At 42.3% G+C, this 17008-nt stretch carries 21 protein-coding genes; 15 read left to right on the top strand and 6 right to left on the bottom strand.

The features are described from left to right. The first annotated feature begins 17 nt into the window (after window positions 1–17). From ACE198_RS16185 to ACE198_RS16135, 11 genes are all read left to right on the top strand, one after another. Window positions 18–347, top strand: a complete 330-nt coding sequence (locus ACE198_RS16185; protein ID WP_251459356.1) for an urease subunit beta — start codon at window positions 18–20, stop codon at window positions 345–347. Continuing rightward, entirely contained in the window at window positions 344–2056 is a 1713-nt protein-coding gene (ureC, locus tag ACE198_RS16180) for an urease subunit alpha (RefSeq protein WP_251459352.1), read from the top strand. Before ACE198_RS16185 ends, ureC begins: the two co-directional genes overlap by 4 nt. 10 nt (window positions 2057–2066) lie before the next feature. Then, window positions 2067–2513: an urease accessory protein UreE gene (ureE, locus tag ACE198_RS16175; RefSeq protein ID WP_098575804.1), complete on the top strand. Its 447-nt coding sequence runs from the start codon at window positions 2067–2069 to the stop codon at window positions 2511–2513. Continuing rightward, on the top strand, window positions 2506–3192 hold the full coding sequence (locus ACE198_RS16170; protein ID WP_098575803.1) for an urease accessory protein UreF: 687 nt from the start codon (window positions 2506–2508) through the stop codon (window positions 3190–3192). Before ureE ends, ACE198_RS16170 begins: the two co-directional genes overlap by 8 nt. 24 nt (window positions 3193–3216) lie before the next feature. Continuing rightward, entirely contained in the window at window positions 3217–3828 is a 612-nt protein-coding gene (ureG, locus tag ACE198_RS16165) for an urease accessory protein UreG (protein ID WP_098575802.1), read from the top strand. Next, window positions 3829–4647 carry an urease accessory protein UreD gene (locus ACE198_RS16160; protein WP_098575801.1) on the top strand — a complete coding sequence of 273 codons (819 nt, stop codon included), beginning with the start codon at window positions 3829–3831 and terminating at the stop codon, window positions 4645–4647. A gap of 223 nt (window positions 4648–4870) precedes the next feature. Continuing rightward, on the top strand, window positions 4871–5014 hold the full coding sequence (locus tag ACE198_RS16155) for a hypothetical protein (protein WP_375376235.1): 144 nt from the start codon (window positions 4871–4873) through the stop codon (window positions 5012–5014). Window positions 5015–5034: 20 nt separating this feature from the next. Continuing rightward, a complete protein-coding gene (locus tag ACE198_RS16150) occupies window positions 5035–5970 on the top strand; it encodes a dipeptidase (protein WP_375376234.1) in 936 nt (311 codons plus the stop codon). After that, a complete protein-coding gene (locus ACE198_RS16145; RefSeq protein ID WP_375376233.1) occupies window positions 5967–6995 on the top strand; it encodes a DmpA family aminopeptidase in 1029 nt (342 codons plus the stop codon). Before ACE198_RS16150 ends, ACE198_RS16145 begins: the two co-directional genes overlap by 4 nt. A 5-nt stretch (window positions 6996–7000) precedes the next feature. Continuing rightward, the gene (locus ACE198_RS16140; RefSeq protein ID WP_098575798.1) at window positions 7001–7231 is read left to right on the top strand and encodes an excisionase family DNA-binding protein; all 231 of its coding nucleotides are present in this window, start codon (window positions 7001–7003) and stop codon (window positions 7229–7231) included. 126 nt (window positions 7232–7357) lie between these two features. Next, a complete protein-coding gene (locus tag ACE198_RS16135; RefSeq protein ID WP_375376232.1) occupies window positions 7358–7729 on the top strand; it encodes a DUF488 domain-containing protein in 372 nt (123 codons plus the stop codon). Window positions 7730–8013: 284 nt separating this feature from the next. Here ACE198_RS16135 and ACE198_RS16130 read toward each other — a convergent pair whose 3' ends face one another. Together ACE198_RS16130 and trhA are read right to left on the bottom strand one after the other, a co-directional pair. Further along, window positions 8014–8835 carry a YitT family protein gene (locus ACE198_RS16130; RefSeq protein ID WP_251459346.1) on the bottom strand — a complete coding sequence of 274 codons (822 nt, stop codon included), beginning with the start codon at window positions 8833–8835 and terminating at the stop codon, window positions 8014–8016. A 119-nt stretch (window positions 8836–8954) separates the two neighbouring features. Then, window positions 8955–9602 carry a PAQR family membrane homeostasis protein TrhA gene (gene trhA / locus ACE198_RS16125; protein WP_098575795.1) on the bottom strand — a complete coding sequence of 216 codons (648 nt, stop codon included), beginning with the start codon at window positions 9600–9602 and terminating at the stop codon, window positions 8955–8957. A 131-nt stretch (window positions 9603–9733) separates the two neighbouring features. On the opposite strand from trhA, the gene ACE198_RS16120 reads away from it, so the two are divergent. Next, window positions 9734–10324, top strand: coding sequence for a DUF1836 domain-containing protein (locus ACE198_RS16120; RefSeq protein ID WP_375376231.1), 591 nt, complete (start codon window positions 9734–9736; stop codon window positions 10322–10324). Here ACE198_RS16120 and ACE198_RS16115 read toward each other — a convergent pair. Then, a complete protein-coding gene (locus tag ACE198_RS16115) occupies window positions 10315–11883 on the bottom strand; it encodes a glycosyl hydrolase family 28-related protein (protein WP_375376230.1) in 1569 nt (522 codons plus the stop codon). The two genes, ACE198_RS16120 and ACE198_RS16115, sit on opposite strands and share 10 nt — an antisense overlap. Before the next feature lie 122 nt (window positions 11884–12005). Between ACE198_RS16115 and ACE198_RS16110 the strand changes: the two genes are divergently transcribed. The 3 genes from ACE198_RS16110 to ACE198_RS16100 all read left to right on the top strand — a co-directional run bounded on the left by ACE198_RS16110 (window position 12006) and on the right by ACE198_RS16100 (window position 13723). Next, on the top strand, window positions 12006–12662 hold the full coding sequence (locus ACE198_RS16110) for a glycosyltransferase (RefSeq protein ID WP_375376229.1): 657 nt from the start codon (window positions 12006–12008) through the stop codon (window positions 12660–12662). A gap of 136 nt (window positions 12663–12798) precedes the next feature. Next, the gene (locus ACE198_RS16105; RefSeq protein ID WP_098575791.1) at window positions 12799–13113 is read left to right on the top strand and encodes a DUF3892 domain-containing protein; all 315 of its coding nucleotides are present in this window, start codon (window positions 12799–12801) and stop codon (window positions 13111–13113) included. A gap of 34 nt (window positions 13114–13147) precedes the next feature. Next, window positions 13148–13723, top strand: a complete 576-nt coding sequence (locus ACE198_RS16100; RefSeq protein ID WP_098575790.1) for a GNAT family N-acetyltransferase — start codon at window positions 13148–13150, stop codon at window positions 13721–13723. A 46-nt stretch (window positions 13724–13769) separates the two neighbouring features. Here the strand turns inward: ACE198_RS16100 and leuD are convergent, their stop codons facing one another. From leuD to leuB, 3 genes are all read right to left on the bottom strand, one after another. Beyond that, the gene (leuD, locus tag ACE198_RS16095; protein ID WP_375376228.1) at window positions 13770–14354 is read right to left on the bottom strand and encodes a 3-isopropylmalate dehydratase small subunit; all 585 of its coding nucleotides are present in this window, start codon (window positions 14352–14354) and stop codon (window positions 13770–13772) included. Window positions 14355–14357: 3 nt separating this feature from the next. Further along, window positions 14358–15779 (bottom strand): 3-isopropylmalate dehydratase large subunit, encoded by a 1422-nt coding sequence (gene leuC / locus ACE198_RS16090; RefSeq protein WP_375376227.1) that lies wholly within the window; start codon window positions 15777–15779, stop codon window positions 14358–14360. Window positions 15780–15866: 87 nt separating this feature from the next. Beyond that, window positions 15867–16973: a 3-isopropylmalate dehydrogenase gene (gene leuB / locus ACE198_RS16085; protein ID WP_375376226.1), complete on the bottom strand. Its 1107-nt coding sequence runs from the start codon at window positions 16971–16973 to the stop codon at window positions 15867–15869. Between the last annotated feature and the right edge of the window lie 35 nt (window positions 16974–17008).

Here is a 17008-nt window from a genome sequence, read left to right as displayed (position 1 = left end):
GTTGGGGAGGAGAAGAAATGATTCCAGGAGAATATCGATTAAGACAAGAGCCGATTATCTGTAACAAAGGGAGAACAGCTGTTACGGTCATGGTCCTCAATCAGGGCGACCGGCCGATTCAAATCGGCTCCCATTTTCATTTTTATGAAGTAAATAGTGCGCTCAAGTTTGACCGAGACCAAGCATTTGGCAAACATCTAAATATCCCTGCTGGCACGGCTGTCCGCTTTGAACCTGGCGATGCGAAAGAAATAGATCTCGTCCCCTTCGCTGGTCAGCGTGAAGTTTATGGCCTGAATAATAAAACGGATGGCCCATTGGACCAAGGAAGGAAGAACCCGTTATGAGCTTTCGAATGTCGAGAAAACAATATGCAGACATGTTTGGTCCTACAGCAGGCGACGCCATCCGGCTTGCGGACACTGATTTATTTATCGAAATAGAAAAGGATTTTACCGTTTATGGGGATGAAGTGAAATTTGGAGGTGGAAAAGTAATCCGTGATGGGATGGGGCAGCACCCGCTTGTGACACGAACACAAGGAGCACTGGATACCGTCATTACCAATGCCGTTATTTTGGATTATAGCGGGATCTATAAAGCTGATATTGGAATTCGTGATGGAAGAATCACTGGAATTGGAAAAAGTGGCAATCCTCTCTTAATGGAAGGCGTAGATCTCATCATCGGCGCTTCCACAGAAGTCATTGCAGGTGAAGGAATGATTGTAACCGCAGGAGGGATTGATGCCCATATTCATTTTATTAGTCCCCAGCAAATCGAAACAGCTCTGTCATCAGGGATAACCACCATGATTGGCGGCGGCACGGGTCCTGCAACAGGAACAAATGCAACCACTTGTACGCCGGGTGAATGGAATATTCACCGGATGCTGGAGGCGGCGGAAGAGTTCCCTATGAACCTGGGATTCTTAGGGAAGGGTAATTCGTCTGCTGAGGATCCGTTAATTGAACAGATCAATGCGGGTGTGATTGGTCTTAAATTGCATGAAGATTGGGGGACGACCGCCTCAGCTATTGACCACTGCCTCAGAGTCGCGGACCAGTATGATATACAAGTTGCCATTCATACCGATACCTTAAATGAAGGCGGGTTTGTCGAGGATACTCTGGCAGCAATTAATGGCCGGGTCATCCATACATACCATACGGAAGGGGCAGGCGGCGGTCATGCTCCTGATATTATTAAGGTCGCGAGTTTCCCGTATATCCTTCCGTCATCCACCAATCCAACACGACCCTACACCAAAAATACCTTAGATGAGCATTTAGATATGCTAATGGTTTGTCATCACTTAGACCCCGAGGTGCCTGAAGATATTGCTTTTGCTGATTCGCGCATCAGAAAAGAAACGATTGCAGCAGAAGACATTCTCCACGATTTAGGCGTATTCAGCATGATTAGTTCCGATTCCCAGGCGATGGGCCGAGTAGGCGAAGTGATCACTCGTACCTGGCAAACAGCTGATAAAATGCGGAAGCAGCGCGGCAAGCTACCGGAAGACAAAGGAGCCTGCGACAACTTCCGTGCTAAGCGATACATTGCCAAATATACAATTAATCCAGCGATAACACACGGGATTGCAGAGGAAGTGGGGTCGGTGGAGGTGGGGAAATTGGCAGATCTCGTCATTTGGGATCCGGCATTTTTTGGCGTTAAACCAGAGATCGTTATCAAAGGCGGCATGATTGCGCATAGTTTGATGGGAGATCCCAATGCCTCCATTCCTACGCCGCAGCCTGTTCTGTATCGGCCCATGTTTGCTTCTTTCGGTAAAGCCAAGTACACCACATCAGTTACTTTCATGTCAAAAGCAGCGATTGAACTTGGGGTGCCTGAAAAGTTGGGACTAAAAAAACAAATCAAACCGGTACAGGGAATCCGCCAGCTATCAAAAAAGGATATGAAGCACAATGCGGAAATGCCAACCATTGAAGTCGATCCACAAACCTATGAAGTCATCGTCGATGGTAACCTTGTGACCTGTGAGCCAGCAGACGTATTGCCGATGGCCCAGCGCTATTTCTTATTTTAGGAGTGAGAGAATGATTATTGAAAAAGTAATTGGCAATGTGGAGGAAATCTCAACGACTGGACGCCATATCGAAAGAGTATATCTGGCGAGTGATGACTTAGTGAAGCGAATTCAGCGGGTGACAACGGACCATGGAAAAGAGGTTGGGATTCGTTTAAAGGAACCAAAAGACTTGATTGATGGCGATATATTATTCATGGATGACCGAAATATGATTGTCATCAGTGTCACCAGCGACGACTTGATTGTGATTCAGCCGACAAGTTTAAAGCAAATGGGGGAAATTGCTCATCAGTTGGGCAACCGCCATTTACCAGCGCAATTTGAAGGTGAGGTTATGCTCGTCCAATATGATTATCTCGTTCAGGAACTGCTCGACCAATTGGGTGTTCCGTACTCAAGAGAAGAGAGAAAGGTTAAAAAGGCTTTCCGCCATATCGGACACTCGCATGGATAATCAACTTTTGGCTTTACTGCAAATTGGCGATTCGAATTTTCCTTCAGGCGCATTTTCCCATTCATTTGGATTGGAGACGTATATCCAGGAAGAAACCGTCTATAGTAAGGAGACCTTTTTTGCATGGATTCGCATTTACTTAGAAAAACAATTGGCCTATACGGATGGACTTGCCTGCCGCATAACGTATGAAACCTTACTTCAAAATGATATGGAAGAGCTCTGGTTGCTTGATCAGAAACTGTTCATACAGAATATCCCCAAAGAAACACGGGAGGCAAACCGGCGGATAGGGGAACGATTGATTCGAATGGGGATTGATTTATATTCCATTCCATTATTAGAAGTGTATCTTAAGAAAATCCGAGCCAAGGAGGCGTTTGGCCACCCTGGAATTGCTTTTTCGATCATCTGTCACTACTTAGGTATTGAGAAAAGCCAGGGGATCTTGACTTTCCTTTATTCAAGTATGGTGACTCTTATTCAGAATGGCGTGCGCGGAATACCGCTTGGGCAGACGGCTGGTCAGCGTATTCTATTAGAACTGCAGCCTTTTTTATTGAAAACAACAGAAGAAATTGACCGTATCGATGTTGATGATTTTGGAGTTGTCGCTCCTGGCCTTGAAATTGCACAAATGCGCCACGAAAGACTACATACCCGATTGTTTATGTCCTAAATAACCATGAAAGAAGGAGAGACGATGGAACCAATTCGTATAGGTGTGGGTGGACCAGTTGGAGCAGGGAAGACGCTGCTAGTAGAGCGATTAACGAGGTACCTCCATCAAGAATATAAAATGGCAGTTGTAACCAATGACATCTACACAAAGGAAGATGCACAGTTTTTAATTAAAAACAGTGTGCTCCCAGAGGAACGAATTATTGGTGTGGAGACCGGAGGATGCCCCCATACAGCGATTCGGGAAGATGCATCCATGAATTTTGCTGCGATTGATGAATTAAAAGAGAAACATCCGGACCTCGCGCTGATTTTTGTCGAGAGCGGCGGCGATAACTTAGCTGCTACCTTTAGTCCTGAACTTGTGGACTTTTCTATTTATATTATCGATGTCGCCCAAGGGGAAAAAATTCCACGTAAAGGCGGTCAAGGGATGATTAAATCGGACCTGTTTATTATCAACAAGATTGATTTAGCCCCATATGTTGGAGCAAGCCTGGAAGTCATGGAAGCAGATACAAAGGCGGCCAGAGGCAAGAAACCCTATATTTTTACGAACTTAAAAGAGGATGTCGGAGTGAACGCGGTTATTGATTGGCTCAAATCAAATGCATTACTGGTAGGGTTAGGGTAGGTGGAAAACTGGACAGGATACTTGCGACTAACCGCTTCGCGAAAGGGGAAGAAAACAATTTTAAAAGATTCCTATACTGAGGGTGCTTTTAAAATTACTAGACCCGTTTACCTAACAAATAGCGGTGAAGCCTGTTTTTATATTATGAATCCTGGCGGCGGTTATGTGGAGGGGGACTCCTATAAAATTAATATTTGTTTGGAAGAAGAAGCCCATGCGATTATCACGACGCAGTCATCCACCAAAATCTATAAAACTCAAGTCCAGCCGGCTGTTCAAGAGATGACGATCCATTTAAAAAGAGGCAGTGTTTTTGAATATCTGCCCGATCCCGTTATCGCTTACCAGTATGGATGCTATAAACAACGGACTGTAGTTCGAATGGAGAGCGGGTCCTCTCTTATTTGTTCAGAAATATTTACTCCAGGCTGGGCCCCAGATGGCACATTATTTCAATATGGTTTATTGCAAGCCAAAATGGAAGTATACCGAGATGAGAGATTAATAGTATTTGATCATGTAAAACTTCAACCAGATAGGGATATCAAGGGGATTGGTTTGATGGAGGGATATACCCATTTTGGGTCGATGATTGTTATTGATGATCGGGTAAACCAGCTTTTTTTAGAAGAACTCCATAACTATTTTGAATCGGTTTTAGAAGCGCGAATTGGCCTCACGATGCTGGCTGTGCCAGGGTTTGCCCTCAGGGTCCTGGCAAATACAACGCAGGAGATAGAAAAAATCCTCTCTTTTTGTCATGAATGCATTCGCAATCAATTGATGGAGAAGGAGGCCGTATTTCTAAGAAAATATTAAAATTAGTTTCAGGCTCGCCAGTCGGTGAGTTTTTTTTCATTTTGGTCCATAATTGTAGGAGAGGAAAAAAACTGCCTAGCATTAAAAAGATGGCAGAATCAAACTAACTATTATATTAAATTTTTGTCGGGCTAGGTATTTACCAACCTAGCCCCTTTTGTTGTGATAAAATTTTTAATAAATGGCTGTGTTAAAGGTTATGTTGATATTGGCACTCTGTTGATTGGAGAGGAAGGCGAAGACTCCTGCGGGAGTACGGGGCAGGGGAGACCCCGCAGGAGCAAAGCGACGAGGAGGCTCCCCGGCACGCCCGCGGAAAGCAAAGTGCCTGGAACGGAAATCAACAGACCAGTTTAACACAGCCTAATAAAAAGGAGTGTATGCTGAATGAATATCATTGACCTGCATTGTGATGCCCTGATGAAACTTCAAGAAACGCAAGGGAAACTACGGTTCGCGGATGCTCCGGAATTACATACAAATAAAACACGATTACAGCAAGGACAAATCAAAGTTCAATGCTTCGCGATATTTATTGAACCTGAAATCAAGGGTGATCAGAAATTTCAAGTGGCTCTCGAGCAAATTGATTATTTTTACAAGGAAGTACTCGGGAAAAATCCGGACATGGTCCATATCAAAGAATGGTCTGATTTTGATCGCTTGAAAATTGGTCAAATTGGCGCGATGTTAACGCTTGAAGGCGTAGATCCGATTGGCAACGATTTAGCGAAACTCCATATTCTTTATCAACTCGGGGTTCGGTCGGTTGGTTTAACATGGAACCAAGCAAATCTCGCTGCAGATGGTGCCGGAGAACCGCGCGGCGCGGGGCTGACAGTGCTCGGAAAAGAGATTGTCGAGTTTAATAATGAGCATCAAATCCTGACTGATGTTTCCCATTTGAGTGACAAGGGCATTTGGGAAGTCATTGAATTAGCCAAGTATCCGATAGCAAGCCACTCGAATGCACGAGCACTTTGCAACCATTTGCGCAATTTAACAGATGAACAGGCGAAGGCGATGTTTGTCAAGGGCGGCTTGATTCATGTTGTTTTTTATCCCCCTTTTGTTAAGGAATCAGGTGAAGTAACAATTTCAGACCTTGTGAGACATATTGATCATTTTTGCTCATTGGGCGGTGTCAATCAAATCGGATTCGGCTCGGATTTTGATGGGATTTCAACTTTTATTACTAGCTTAGAGGATTCCTCGAAAAGCCAGAATCTTATTAATGAGCTATTAAAATACTACAGTGAAGATGTTGTTCGCGGCTTTGCTTATCAAAACTTTCTCGACCATCGGCCAGGGATTATTCGATGAAGATTAGAGAAAAAGGTATCATTGTCGGAACCCTGCCAACGGGAAGGAAAAACTGTCTAACCGATGTGGCAGATGTGTTGGTTGGCCATGTCACACTGGACTATCCGCTTGACGAGTCAGGAGAGGAGTATGCCTGTACAGGAGTAACAGCGATTCTTCCTCATAAAGGCAATTTGTTTAAAGAAAAAGTAATTGCGGCGAGCTATGTGATTAACGGATTTGGAAAAACAACGGGTCTTGTGCAGTTGAATGAATTAGGTGTGCTTGAATCGCCGATTATGTTAACAAATACCTTCGCGGTTTCAGCTGTCACACAGGGAGTGCTGCAATACATGCTCGATGAGAACCAGGAAATTGGCGAAACGACTGGCACGATTAATGTAGTCGTTGGGGAATGTAATGATAGTTATTTGAATTCAATTCGTCTATTTCCTGTAAAACCAGAGCATGCAGTTGAAGCAATTAAGAATGCATCAGACCATCAGGCTGTAGAAGGGGCGGTTGGAGCAGGAAAAGGCATGGTTTGCTTTGGTTATAAAGGCGGGATAGGCTCGTCCTCCCGAATCGTTGAAGACTATACGGTCGGATGTTTAGTTCTTAGCAATTTTGGGAAAAAGGAAGAACTACGAGCGTTTCGTTATTCAGAGGTGGAAGGCTTTTCTGAGACATCGGATGGTTCGATTATCATCGTTCTGGCCACCGATGCCCCGTTAAGTGACCGGCAATTACAGCGGTTAGCGAAACGCTGCGGCATTGGCCTTGGTCGAACTGGCAGTCATTTTAGTCATGGCAGCGGTGATATTGTCATTGCTTTTTCGACGGCGCACAAAATGGCTCACTATTCGGAGGAGAGGATTGAAACTCGCAGCCAACTTCGTGAAGACCATCCAATCATGAATCAGCTTTTTACTGCCGCGGCAGAAGCAACAGAGGAAGCCATTCTTAATTCTTTATCACAAGCGGAAACAACAAAGGGAAGAGCCGGAAGGGTAATTAACCAAATCAAATTTCTTAAAGAGGAGTAATCAAATTGTACCTTACAATAAAAGAGACGGCAGAATATTTATCAGTTCCAGAGGCAACCGTCAAAAGCCTCATTCAGCAAAAGAAAATCCGCGCCCTCTTTGATGGGGAAGGATACCTGATCTACAAAGAACAATTCAACACCCACCTAAAACAAATGGAAAAATACAAACAACTAATCGAAGAAATCCTAAACGAACCCATCCCAGAAAGCATCGACGTAAAGGACGAAGATTAATATTGGTGGTTTGATAATGGTGTATTAATATTGGTGCCTGACACCATTCGTGGACAAACTACGAAGTTTGTCCATACGAAGCGTACATTTGGTTTATGGGTGCCTTACACTAATTGGAGGTGAAGTATGGATAAGATCTTGATGAAAAGGGTCTATGAGCCTGTTGAGGAAATGGATGGATTTAGGATTTTGATTGACCGACTTTGGCCGAGGGGGATTTCTAAAGATACGGCAAAGCTGTCGAATTGGTTTAAAGATTTGGCTCCAAGCAGCGAGTTACGGAAATGGTTTTGTCATAAGCCTGAGCTTTTTGAAGAATTCCGAAACAGATACCTTGAGGAACTTCGCACAGATGGACAAAAGCAGGAATATATCCGGCAAATCTTTGAAATGGCAGCCCGATGCCCAGTCACGCTCCTATATGGAGCGAAGGACCCGGTCTATAATCACGCTAGAGTATTAATGGAGGAACTTGGAAGATTAGCTGAGGGGGATTGAAGAAAGAGAAAGGGACTCGATTTTCTGATGCTGTCGAGGCTAGAAAATTGGCTCAGCAGTAACCAAGGGCCAGGTATGATGCCCGAGAAGGTTAAAAAAACGAGTCACCGGTACCCAAAGGCCCCCAATGATGCCCGAGAAGGTTAAAAAAACGAGTCGCCGTACCCAAAGGCCCCCAATGATGCCCGAAAAAGGTTAAAAAACATCCCAACAGTAACCATAACAAGGAGATTATCCCTGCAACCAAAAAATTACCTAAAAGGGCATCATCCCATCCCACCCCATCAATCCCTCCGAAAACGCCCCATTACTTCCATCGTTTGCATGATATTTACGAACGCCTTCGCATCCACCTTTCTAATCGCATGTTTAGTCTCATTTAATTCGTATTTGGTAATCACTGTGGTCAGCACCTTCTTGGGCTTGTGGGTGTACGCTCCTTCTGCGTCCGTTACCGTCACGCCACGGGCATGCAATTGGATGAGTGCATCCGTCAATTCTTCATATTTATCCGTCACAATCGTTACCGTTAATTTATTTTGATTGGTGTAAACCATATCAACTGCCCGGCCTGACACATAAATAGCAATAATCGTATAAAGTGTGATACCCCATCCAAAAATCAATCCAGAAATCCCCACGACTAAAAGGTTCATACAAATATTTAAAAAGCCCACCTGCAAGTTCTTTTTCTTCGCAAGCGTAAGACTAACAATATCCGTACCACCAGTTGAACCCCCAATCCGAATAATCAGACCAACGGCTATTCCATAAAGTGCTCCCCCAATAATGCAGGAAAGAAGAATATCATTGCTAATAGCATGAATAGGTATGAACTTCATACTGAATGATAAAACAAAAACTGCAAAGCCTGTTAGCAAAATAAACTTTTTTCCTAAGTATTTTAATCCTAAGAAAAATAGCGGGATATTGATAAGCAAAATAATCCAGCCAGTATTGATATTTAAAAAATGGTGAATAAAAAAAGCGATGCCTGTCACGCCGCCTGAGGTCAGTTTATGGGGAATAAGAAACGTGTTAAAGGCAAATCCAAAAAGTATTGAACAAAGTCCAATCACAACTATTTGAAAAATTAATCTTACCAACTAAGAACACCTCTATCTGTGTGTGGTGCATTATTAAAGTTATTTTGTGCCACATTTAAAAAGTTTATTTCAAAAACAAAAAACGCCATCCGTCGAGGGCGTTTTGAAGTCTCAAATATTTAAATAACGTATAGGAACACGCTTAAAAAGTGTGATAGACTTCCAAGCAAAATGAAAATATGAAAAATTTCATGGAAGCCCATGTATTTTGACTCCAAGAATTTAGGTTTCGCACCGTAGATTACTCCGCCAATCGTATAAAAAATTCCCCCGAGGATGAGCAAAAATAAACCATTGGGGTTTAAGCTTCCCATAAGCGGCGAGAATACAAACACAATCATCCAGCCCATCGCTAAATACAAAGAGGTAGAAATCCAGCGCGGGCAATTAAACCAGACCATTTTAAAAACAACCCCGCTTATGGCAATACCTGCAATAATAGAAAATAGAATTGCCCCTATTTTTCCGTTCAGGCTAATAAAACAAAAAGGAGTATACGTACCAGCAATTAAAATGAAAATCATCGAATGATCGAGCCGGCGTAAAAAGGCTATGACTTTATCGCGCGCAATTACCATGTGATAAGTGGCTGATGCCGAGTAAAGCAGAATCATACTAACGCCGAAAATAATGACCGCAGTAATGGCAGTCGGTGAACTGGTAGTTGCAGCCGCTTTAATAACCATCGCAAGGAGCCCGGCAAAGGCTAATATGGCACCCGCTAAATGAGTCAGTCCATTAATAGGTTCGCGAATGTAATTGTTCATTTGTAATGCCTCCTGTTACAACATGTAGTTTTAATAACTACTTATAATAATACTTATATACTCTCATCTAGTCAATGTATATTCGTTTAGGTATAATAAAAAATATAAAGCAAATGAACGGGGTTTTTAAATTGAAGAATTTCAATCAAATTATTGAACAGCTCGGCCTAGAAGCAAGTTTAACCTTAGAGGAAATACCACAGATCGATTTATATATGGATCAGGTAATCCAGTTATTTGAAAATAAATTCTCGGGGACAAAGCGAAATGCATACGACAAGGTCCTTACCAAAACGATGATCAACAACTACGCGAAAGGAAAACTCATTTTTCCAATCCATAATAAGAAATATTCAAAAGAACATCTCATTTTGATGAGTTTGATATACCAACTAAAAGGGGCACTATCAATCAATGATATTAAAGCAACCCTTGCTGGAATCAATCAAAAAATTATCAATGAGGAAATTGAACTTGATTCTTTTTATACCAGTTATCTGAATTTAACCCGCAAAAATGTTGATGATTTCAAAGTAGACATTGAGGAAAGGGGAAAGGAAGTTGAAAAAGAAATAATAGAGGCCAATCAAGGAAAATCGCAGGATCTTGAGCAAGTATTAATGATTTCTTCCCTTGTTCATATGAGTAATTTATATCGCAAGGCAGCCGAAAAACTGGTCGATGAAATGACGATTGAAAAAGGAGAAAAGCGTCACAAATAGTTGTGGACGCTTTGTGGATTTTCAATTGTAACATCTTCGATATCTGGTCCAATCTCAATTACTTTAGGTGCAGAATCTTGGCTCGCCACATTACAAATTTGGATAGAATCCGCACGATTTTCACCACCGAATACTTTAATATCGCTTCCGGCATGTTTAAAATTCTTGACCTTAATATGCTTTAATAGGACATTTCTGGCCCGATACTGGACAGCAATAACTGGGTGGCCTTTGTAGTCATAAGTTGGATCACCAATCAAAGTAAAATGGTTAATCACGACATTTTTATAAGCGGAGATCACCATCCCACGCGGTGTTGAGCCTTTATATAACTCAGTAAAAATTGGCGCGATCGCTACGAGATTCGCTGCACAAATATTATAGGCCGTTTTTGATTCAGCATCAGAACTTTTGTGATGTCCAATATGCCGGAAATTAAACGAGCGATTATCATTGACGGAAATATGTCCGACAATATGGACATTGGAAGCTGCTGACGAATTTTCGTGAGCTTTAATTTCTACCCCGCCAAAACATCTAGATGAAGAATTATTAACTAATACGACATTTCTCGAACCATCATCGACTTCAATCCCGTTGGAGTTGGAAAAATCCTTTTTGTGGGCCCGGCCGCTCGGATCACACATGTGGCAGCGTGAGATGAAAATATACTCACTATGATGAGTGGTGATACCATCATCACCGAAGCCATAGCCGTTTAAGTTATCGAGCCAGACATACTTGCTTCCGCCGCGGGCTCGAAAACCGTCGCCAGCATAATTGTACAAAGTCGATGAAATATCAAAGCAATGCAGGCCTGGATTCATCGCTTCAATGTCCTTAACCCAGCCATAGGTAACATTTGCATACGTTAAACAGCTTGAGTGGTTCCCCCAAGTGCTTGTTTTAGCCACATTGCCAAGCCTTTCCACATTCCAGTCCAAACTAAGTGCCCCAACGAAAAGATGGTGATTACCCTTCCAATGATCAGCGTTTGTAATCAGCCTTGTGCCTTTTTTGGCTGTATCATGAAGTTTAATGGTCGTCACACCTTTGCCTGCCCCGACTAGCAGAGTAAAGGAAGGGAGTTGGATTCCCTTTGTGATAAAGACGCCAGCCGGTACAATGACCTTCACGTTTCCGTTGCCAATCGCTTTTTTAAATGCAAGGGTGTTATCCGTTTTTCCATCGCCAACAGCCCCATAATCCACTACATTAACTACTTTCTTTATATTATTTTCTAGATGAACGAACTCATTGTCCAACAGATCTTTCCAATCGGGTATAACGCCTTCAGCCTTATCTACTATAACCTTTCCTCGAGAAACAGTAGTTGACTTGGTGGATAAAAGGCGAAAAAATATTCCAGCTAGTTTTTGCGAAAGAGATCCTGTAGAATGCTTTACATTCTTTCCACGATGAGAGGTTTCACGCAATCGGGTTGGATTAAAATATTGCTCGGTTTCTTGAATTGCCTTTGTTAAGTCAAATTGGTTGTTAATTTCAGCAAGAATTGCGGCGTTCCTTCTTGGGTCATGGTTCTTTTCTAAATAAAGCAATTATTTCCCTCCAAAGGACAATCTTATTAAACTTATTATGACATTTATTGGAGATAAATAAAATTTTCATTTTTGGGGAAAAATCCTTTTGAAAAAACTTAACAAAAAAGGAGATTTCTCATTTGAAAAAGTTAACCAAGAAATTTACCGTATTGCTCTTATCTATGGTCTTAATTTTACCTGCGATTAGTGTTCAGGCCGCCCCGCCGCCACCGCCGAATCAGAAACAAACCATGAGTGAATCTGCCCACCAGTTTAAGTTTAACTTAAGAAGACTTTGGATGGAGCATTTGATTTGGACGAGTCGTTATATTGTTAGCGCTGAAGCAAATCTTCCTGACAAGCAAGTGATCCTTGCAAGACTTTTGAGAAATCAGGACGAAATTGGGAATGCGATTAAGCCTTTTTATGGGGAAGCTGCAGGTAATAAGCTTGCCAAATTGTTACGAGAACATATTCTGCTTGACGGAAAGGTCCTCGAAGCTGCCAAAGCCAATAACCAGGCAGATTTGAAAAAATATAATACGGCTTGGTTCAAAAATGCGGATGATATGGCCGCGTTCCTTAGCGGTGCCAATCCAAATTGGGATAAGAATACGTTGAGGCAGTTGCTGCATGCGCATTTAAAAATGGTTACAGATAGTGTCACAGCAAGACTTAAAAAGGATTGGAACGGAGATGTCCGTGCGTTTGATGAAGGGGAAATCCACCTTATGAAAATTGCGGATGTCTTATCGGATGGAATCATCAAACAGTTTCCTCAAAAGTTTAAATTCTGAACAGCTGAGTAAAGAGCATTTTAACAATTATAAAGCATTTTCTAAAGGGCCAAGGTATTTGGTCCTTTTTTGTCCATTAAGCAAGGATAATTTATTTAAAAAGAAAAATACTAACAAATGTTCGGAGGTGGAAGATTTGGAACAGAAAGATTTTGAAAGAATTTATGATGAGTACAAGCAGGCCAGCCAGCAGCAAGCTCAGCTGGAAGCAGGGCAGAGTAATCCTGATGGCAAAGAGGAGTTCGTATCGGTTAGGAAAAACGATGATGGAGACATTATTGCGTTTAAAACAAGCACGGGCCGGGAGTTAGATTATATTACTGCATTAAATGAAGCAAAAGCTGGAATGATTGCTCATGTGGATGTATTCCATAAATATGGTCGAGACATTATCCGCAGTGAACCAGATGGCATCAAAGAAAATAATCTTGACCAATTGCCTGAGTTTTAATGAAAAAATAAGTAGCATATAAAGGAGTATTACCATGCATTGGTATGAAAAGTTGAATCAGTATTTTCCTGTTGAAGAAATGAAATCAAGGGCTCACATGGAAACCTTACTGAAAGAACGTTCAAACATCTATCATAAAGACGAGGGGCCAAATCATGTTTTGATGTATGCGGAATTAGACAATTTTGTGTTTATTGATTATCTATTTGTTTCAAAAAATGCACGAGGCGAGGGACTTGGCCATAAACTTTTAGAAAAGTTAAAACGAAAAGGAAAGCCTATTATCCTTGAAGTAGAACCAGTCAACTATGAAGATAGCGATACCGAAAAACGGCTTCACTTTTATAAACGTGAAAAATTTGAGCATGCCGCTTCTATCGGCTATGAGAGAAAATCATTAGCGACAAACGAGGTTAATAGGATGGAAATCCTCTACTGGGCGCCTAATGAAGAATCAGAAGAAATGATTTTTGAATCCATGAGAAAAACATATGATATGATTCACACTTATAAAGATCATCATTTTTACGGTGAATCATACGAGCCGGTTGAAGAGGTATTGACCTTTAACGAAGAATCTGAGAATAGAAATATTTTAAACGAGCTATGACAACCAATAATAAATGAGCCTGGGATTCCAGGCTCATTTTTGATGTTTATTTACGAGCAAGTTCATATTGCTCAATTTTATCCTCATACGATAAAGTGACACCAATCTCATCCCAGCCATTAAGTAGCATGACTTTAGGGTATGGGGCAATATCGAATGAAGCCTTGAAACCGTCATTGTCATAAACTACTTGATTTTCAAGGTCAACCGTTAATTGGTATTCTTCGGATTCAGCCTTTTTAATGATGGACTGAACTTGTTCATTACTAATTTGAATCGGGAGAATCCCATTTTTGACACAATTATTTTTAAAAATATCTGCAAAACTTGGGGCGATGACGATTTTAAAGCCAAAGTCTTGAACCGCCCACGGAGCATGCTCACGTGAAGATCCGCAGCCAAAGTTTTCACCGGCAACTAAAATTGAAGCGTCCTTATATTTCGGATCATTTAATGAGAAATCTGGTCGAAGATTTCCTTCATCATCAAAACGCCAATGATAAAAAAGGAATTGACCAAAACCACTGCGTTCAATCCGCTTTAAAAACTGCTTCGGGATAATTTGGTCTGTATCAATATTCGATCGGTTTAATGGATAAACAAGGCCTTGATGAATTTTTAATGGTTCCATATTCTATCTAACCTCCTGTGCAGCAGCAAAATGTCGAACATCTACGAAGTGACCTGCAATAGCGGCGGCGGCTGCCATTTCAGGGCTGACAAGATGTGTTCTGGCTCCGTTTCCTTGGCGGCCTTCAAAATTTCGGTTTGAAGTGGAGGCACAGCGTTCACCCGGTGGAACAATGTCATCGTTCATGGCCAGGCACATACTGCAGCCGGCTTCACGCCACTCAAATCCTGCATCTGTAAAGACCTTATCCAAGCCTTCTTTTTCGGCTGCTAGTTTGACACTAAACGAACCAGGAACAACGATGGCAGTTACAGAAGGGCTAACCTTCTTGCCCCGGATTACTTCTGCTGCACTTCGTAAGTCGCTTAAACGGGAATTCGTGCAAGAACCGATGAAAACATGGTCAATTTTCACATTTGAGATCGGCTGACCTGCTTCAAGGCCCATGTACTCAAGCGCACGCTGGATTTCGTCCTTTTCACTAGGTTTCTCGGTTTCGTCTGGATTTGGAACATTTGCCGTAATCGGAATACACATTCCTGGATTTGTTCCCCAGGTTACTTGTGGCTCAACTTCGGCTGCTTCAATCTCAACAACCAAGTCATAGGCTGCCCCTTCATCTGAAGCAAGAGCCTTCCACTCAGCAACAGCTTGTTCAAACGCTTCTCCTTGCGGTACATGACGACGGCCGCGTAAATATTCAAAAGTCGTTTCATCTGGAGTGATGAGACCGGCTCTTGCACCCGCTTCAATCGACATGTTACAAACTGTCATTCGTTCTTCCATGGAGAGCGAACGGATGGCTTCGCCTGTGTATTCCATCACATAACCTGTTCCAAATTGGACACCGAATTTACCTATGATGGCAAGAATTAAGTCTTTAGCTGTAACACCCGTACCTAGCTTTCCATTGACCTTGACATTTAAGGTTTTAGGCGGTGCTTGCCAAAGGGTTTGGGTTGCAAGTACATGTTCAACTTCGCTTGTACCAATTCCAAAAGCGAGCGCACCAAATGCTCCGTGTGTAGAGGTATGACTATCACCGCACACAATGGTTTTTCCAGGCTGCGTAAGTCCAAGTTCAGGGCCGATGACATGGACAATTCCGTTATCTGGGTGATGAATATCAGCAAGTGAAACCCCGAAATCCTGACAATTTTGTTGTAAGGTATCAATTTGTTTCTTTGAAACAGGATCATTGATGACAAGGCGTTGGCGGGTTGGCACATTATGATCCATCGTCGCAAAGGTAAGATCAGGGCGTCGAACTTTACGACCATTTATTCGTAAACCCTCGAATGCCTGAGGAGAGGTTACTTCGTGAACAAGGTGTAGGTCGATATATAATAAATCGGGTTTTCCGTCTTCTTGGTGTACTACATGCTTTTCCCAAATCTTCTGGATAATATTTTTTGGTGTTTGCATAGCGTCCTTCCTCACGTAAATGAATTTTAATTCTTTAGATAAATTTAGGGGTAAACCGCCGTCAAGACGGTTTACCCAATGAAATTTTTAAAAATAACAACTAGCGATGCACTTCGAAGCATTTTGTGATTTGATGTAATCTGCAATCCGTTTTGTCATTTCTGCTGTTCCAACAAGACGTCCATCATTTACCTGAAGGTCGCCAGTGTGGAAGCCGGCATCTAATACCGATTGGACTGCATCTTCAATGATGTTAGCTTCGTCATTCAATTGGAATGAGTATCTAAGCATCATTGCGGCCGACAAAATCATAGCAACTGGATTGGCTACGCCCTTACCAGCGATGTCAGGAGCGGAGCCGTGAACAGGTTCATATAGGCCGACTCCATTTTCATTTAAGCTGGCAGAAGGGAGCATCCCAAGTGATCCGGTAATAACTGAGGCCTCATCACTTAAGATGTCGCCGAATAGATTCTCGGTAACGATGACATCAAACTGGCTAGGGTTCGTGATTAGTTTCATAGCGGCAGCATCAACTAATACATGTTCCACAGCTACATCTGGATATTGAGCTTTCTTCTCTTCGACGATTTCGCGCCATAGTTTGCTAGACTCGAGTACATTTGCTTTATCCACCGAAGTAAGATGACCACGCCTTTGCTGGGCTGCCTGAAAACCTTTATCGACAATTCTCTCAATCTCTTGACGGGAATAGACAAGTGTGTCTACAACGGAGTTTCCGTTATCACGACGTTCACTTGGTGTTCCGAAATAAAGGCCGCCCGTTAACTCACGTACGATAAGGAGGTCGCTTCCAGATACTACTTCTTCCTTTAAAGGAGAGGCATGAAGAAGGTTTTTAAATCCTTTAATCGGCCTTAAGTTTGCATATAAGTCAAGTGCCTTGCGGATTCCTAGCAGGCCTCGTTCAGGACGTAGATGGGAGGGATTGTTATCCCATTTTGGCCCGCCAACAGCACCGAGCAATACCGCATCCGCTTGTTTGCAAGCATCAACGGTTGATTCCGGAAGGGGAGTGCCGTAAAGGTCTATGGCTGCTCCTCCGATTTCATGGGTTTCAAAGCTAAAAGTATGATTGTATTCTTCAGCGATTGCATTTAATACATCTTTTGCTGAGTTAATAACTTCCTTGCCAATGCCATCACCGGGAAGTAAGACAATACGTTTTTTCATTAGAAGCAACCTCCTCATTTATTGTTTGTGATTTA

This window comes from Neobacillus sp. KR4-4 (assembly GCF_042136325.1).
Classification (GTDB): domain Bacteria; phylum Bacillota; class Bacilli; order Bacillales; family Cytobacillaceae; genus Neobacillus.
Note: the sequence above shows the minus strand (reverse complement) of the source record. Positions and strands in the feature narration are given on the sequence as shown.

Bases quoted from the DNA above. Each gene is read 5' to 3' on its own strand.
- ACE198_RS16145 (WP_375376233.1), top strand. From the start codon at position 5,967: ATGAAGATTAGAGAAAAAGGTATCATTGTCGGAACCCTGCCAACGGGA.
- ACE198_RS16100 (WP_098575790.1), top strand. From the start codon at position 13,148: ATGCATTGGTATGAAAAGTTGAATCAGTATTTTCCTGTTGAAGAAATG.
- ureC (WP_251459352.1), top strand. From the start codon at position 344: ATGAGCTTTCGAATGTCGAGAAAACAATATGCAGACATGTTTGGTCCT.
- ureE (WP_098575804.1), top strand. From the start codon at position 2,067: ATGATTATTGAAAAAGTAATTGGCAATGTGGAGGAAATCTCAACGACT.
- ACE198_RS16135 (WP_375376232.1), top strand. From the start codon at position 7,358: ATGGATAAGATCTTGATGAAAAGGGTCTATGAGCCTGTTGAGGAAATG.
- leuB (WP_375376226.1), bottom strand. From the start codon at position 16,973: ATGAAAAAACGTATTGTCTTACTTCCCGGTGATGGCATTGGCAAGGAA.
- leuD (WP_375376228.1), bottom strand. From the start codon at position 14,354: ATGGAACCATTAAAAATTCATCAAGGCCTTGTTTATCCATTAAACCGA.
- ACE198_RS16170 (WP_098575803.1), top strand. From the start codon at position 2,506: ATGGATAATCAACTTTTGGCTTTACTGCAAATTGGCGATTCGAATTTT.
- leuC (WP_375376227.1), bottom strand. From the start codon at position 15,779: ATGCAAACACCAAAAAATATTATCCAGAAGATTTGGGAAAAGCATGTA.
- ACE198_RS16185 (WP_251459356.1), top strand. From the start codon at position 18: ATGATTCCAGGAGAATATCGATTAAGACAAGAGCCGATTATCTGTAAC.
- trhA (WP_098575795.1), bottom strand. From the start codon at position 9,602: ATGAACAATTACATTCGCGAACCTATTAATGGACTGACTCATTTAGCG.
- ureG (WP_098575802.1), top strand. From the start codon at position 3,217: ATGGAACCAATTCGTATAGGTGTGGGTGGACCAGTTGGAGCAGGGAAG.
- ACE198_RS16150 (WP_375376234.1), top strand. From the start codon at position 5,035: ATGAATATCATTGACCTGCATTGTGATGCCCTGATGAAACTTCAAGAA.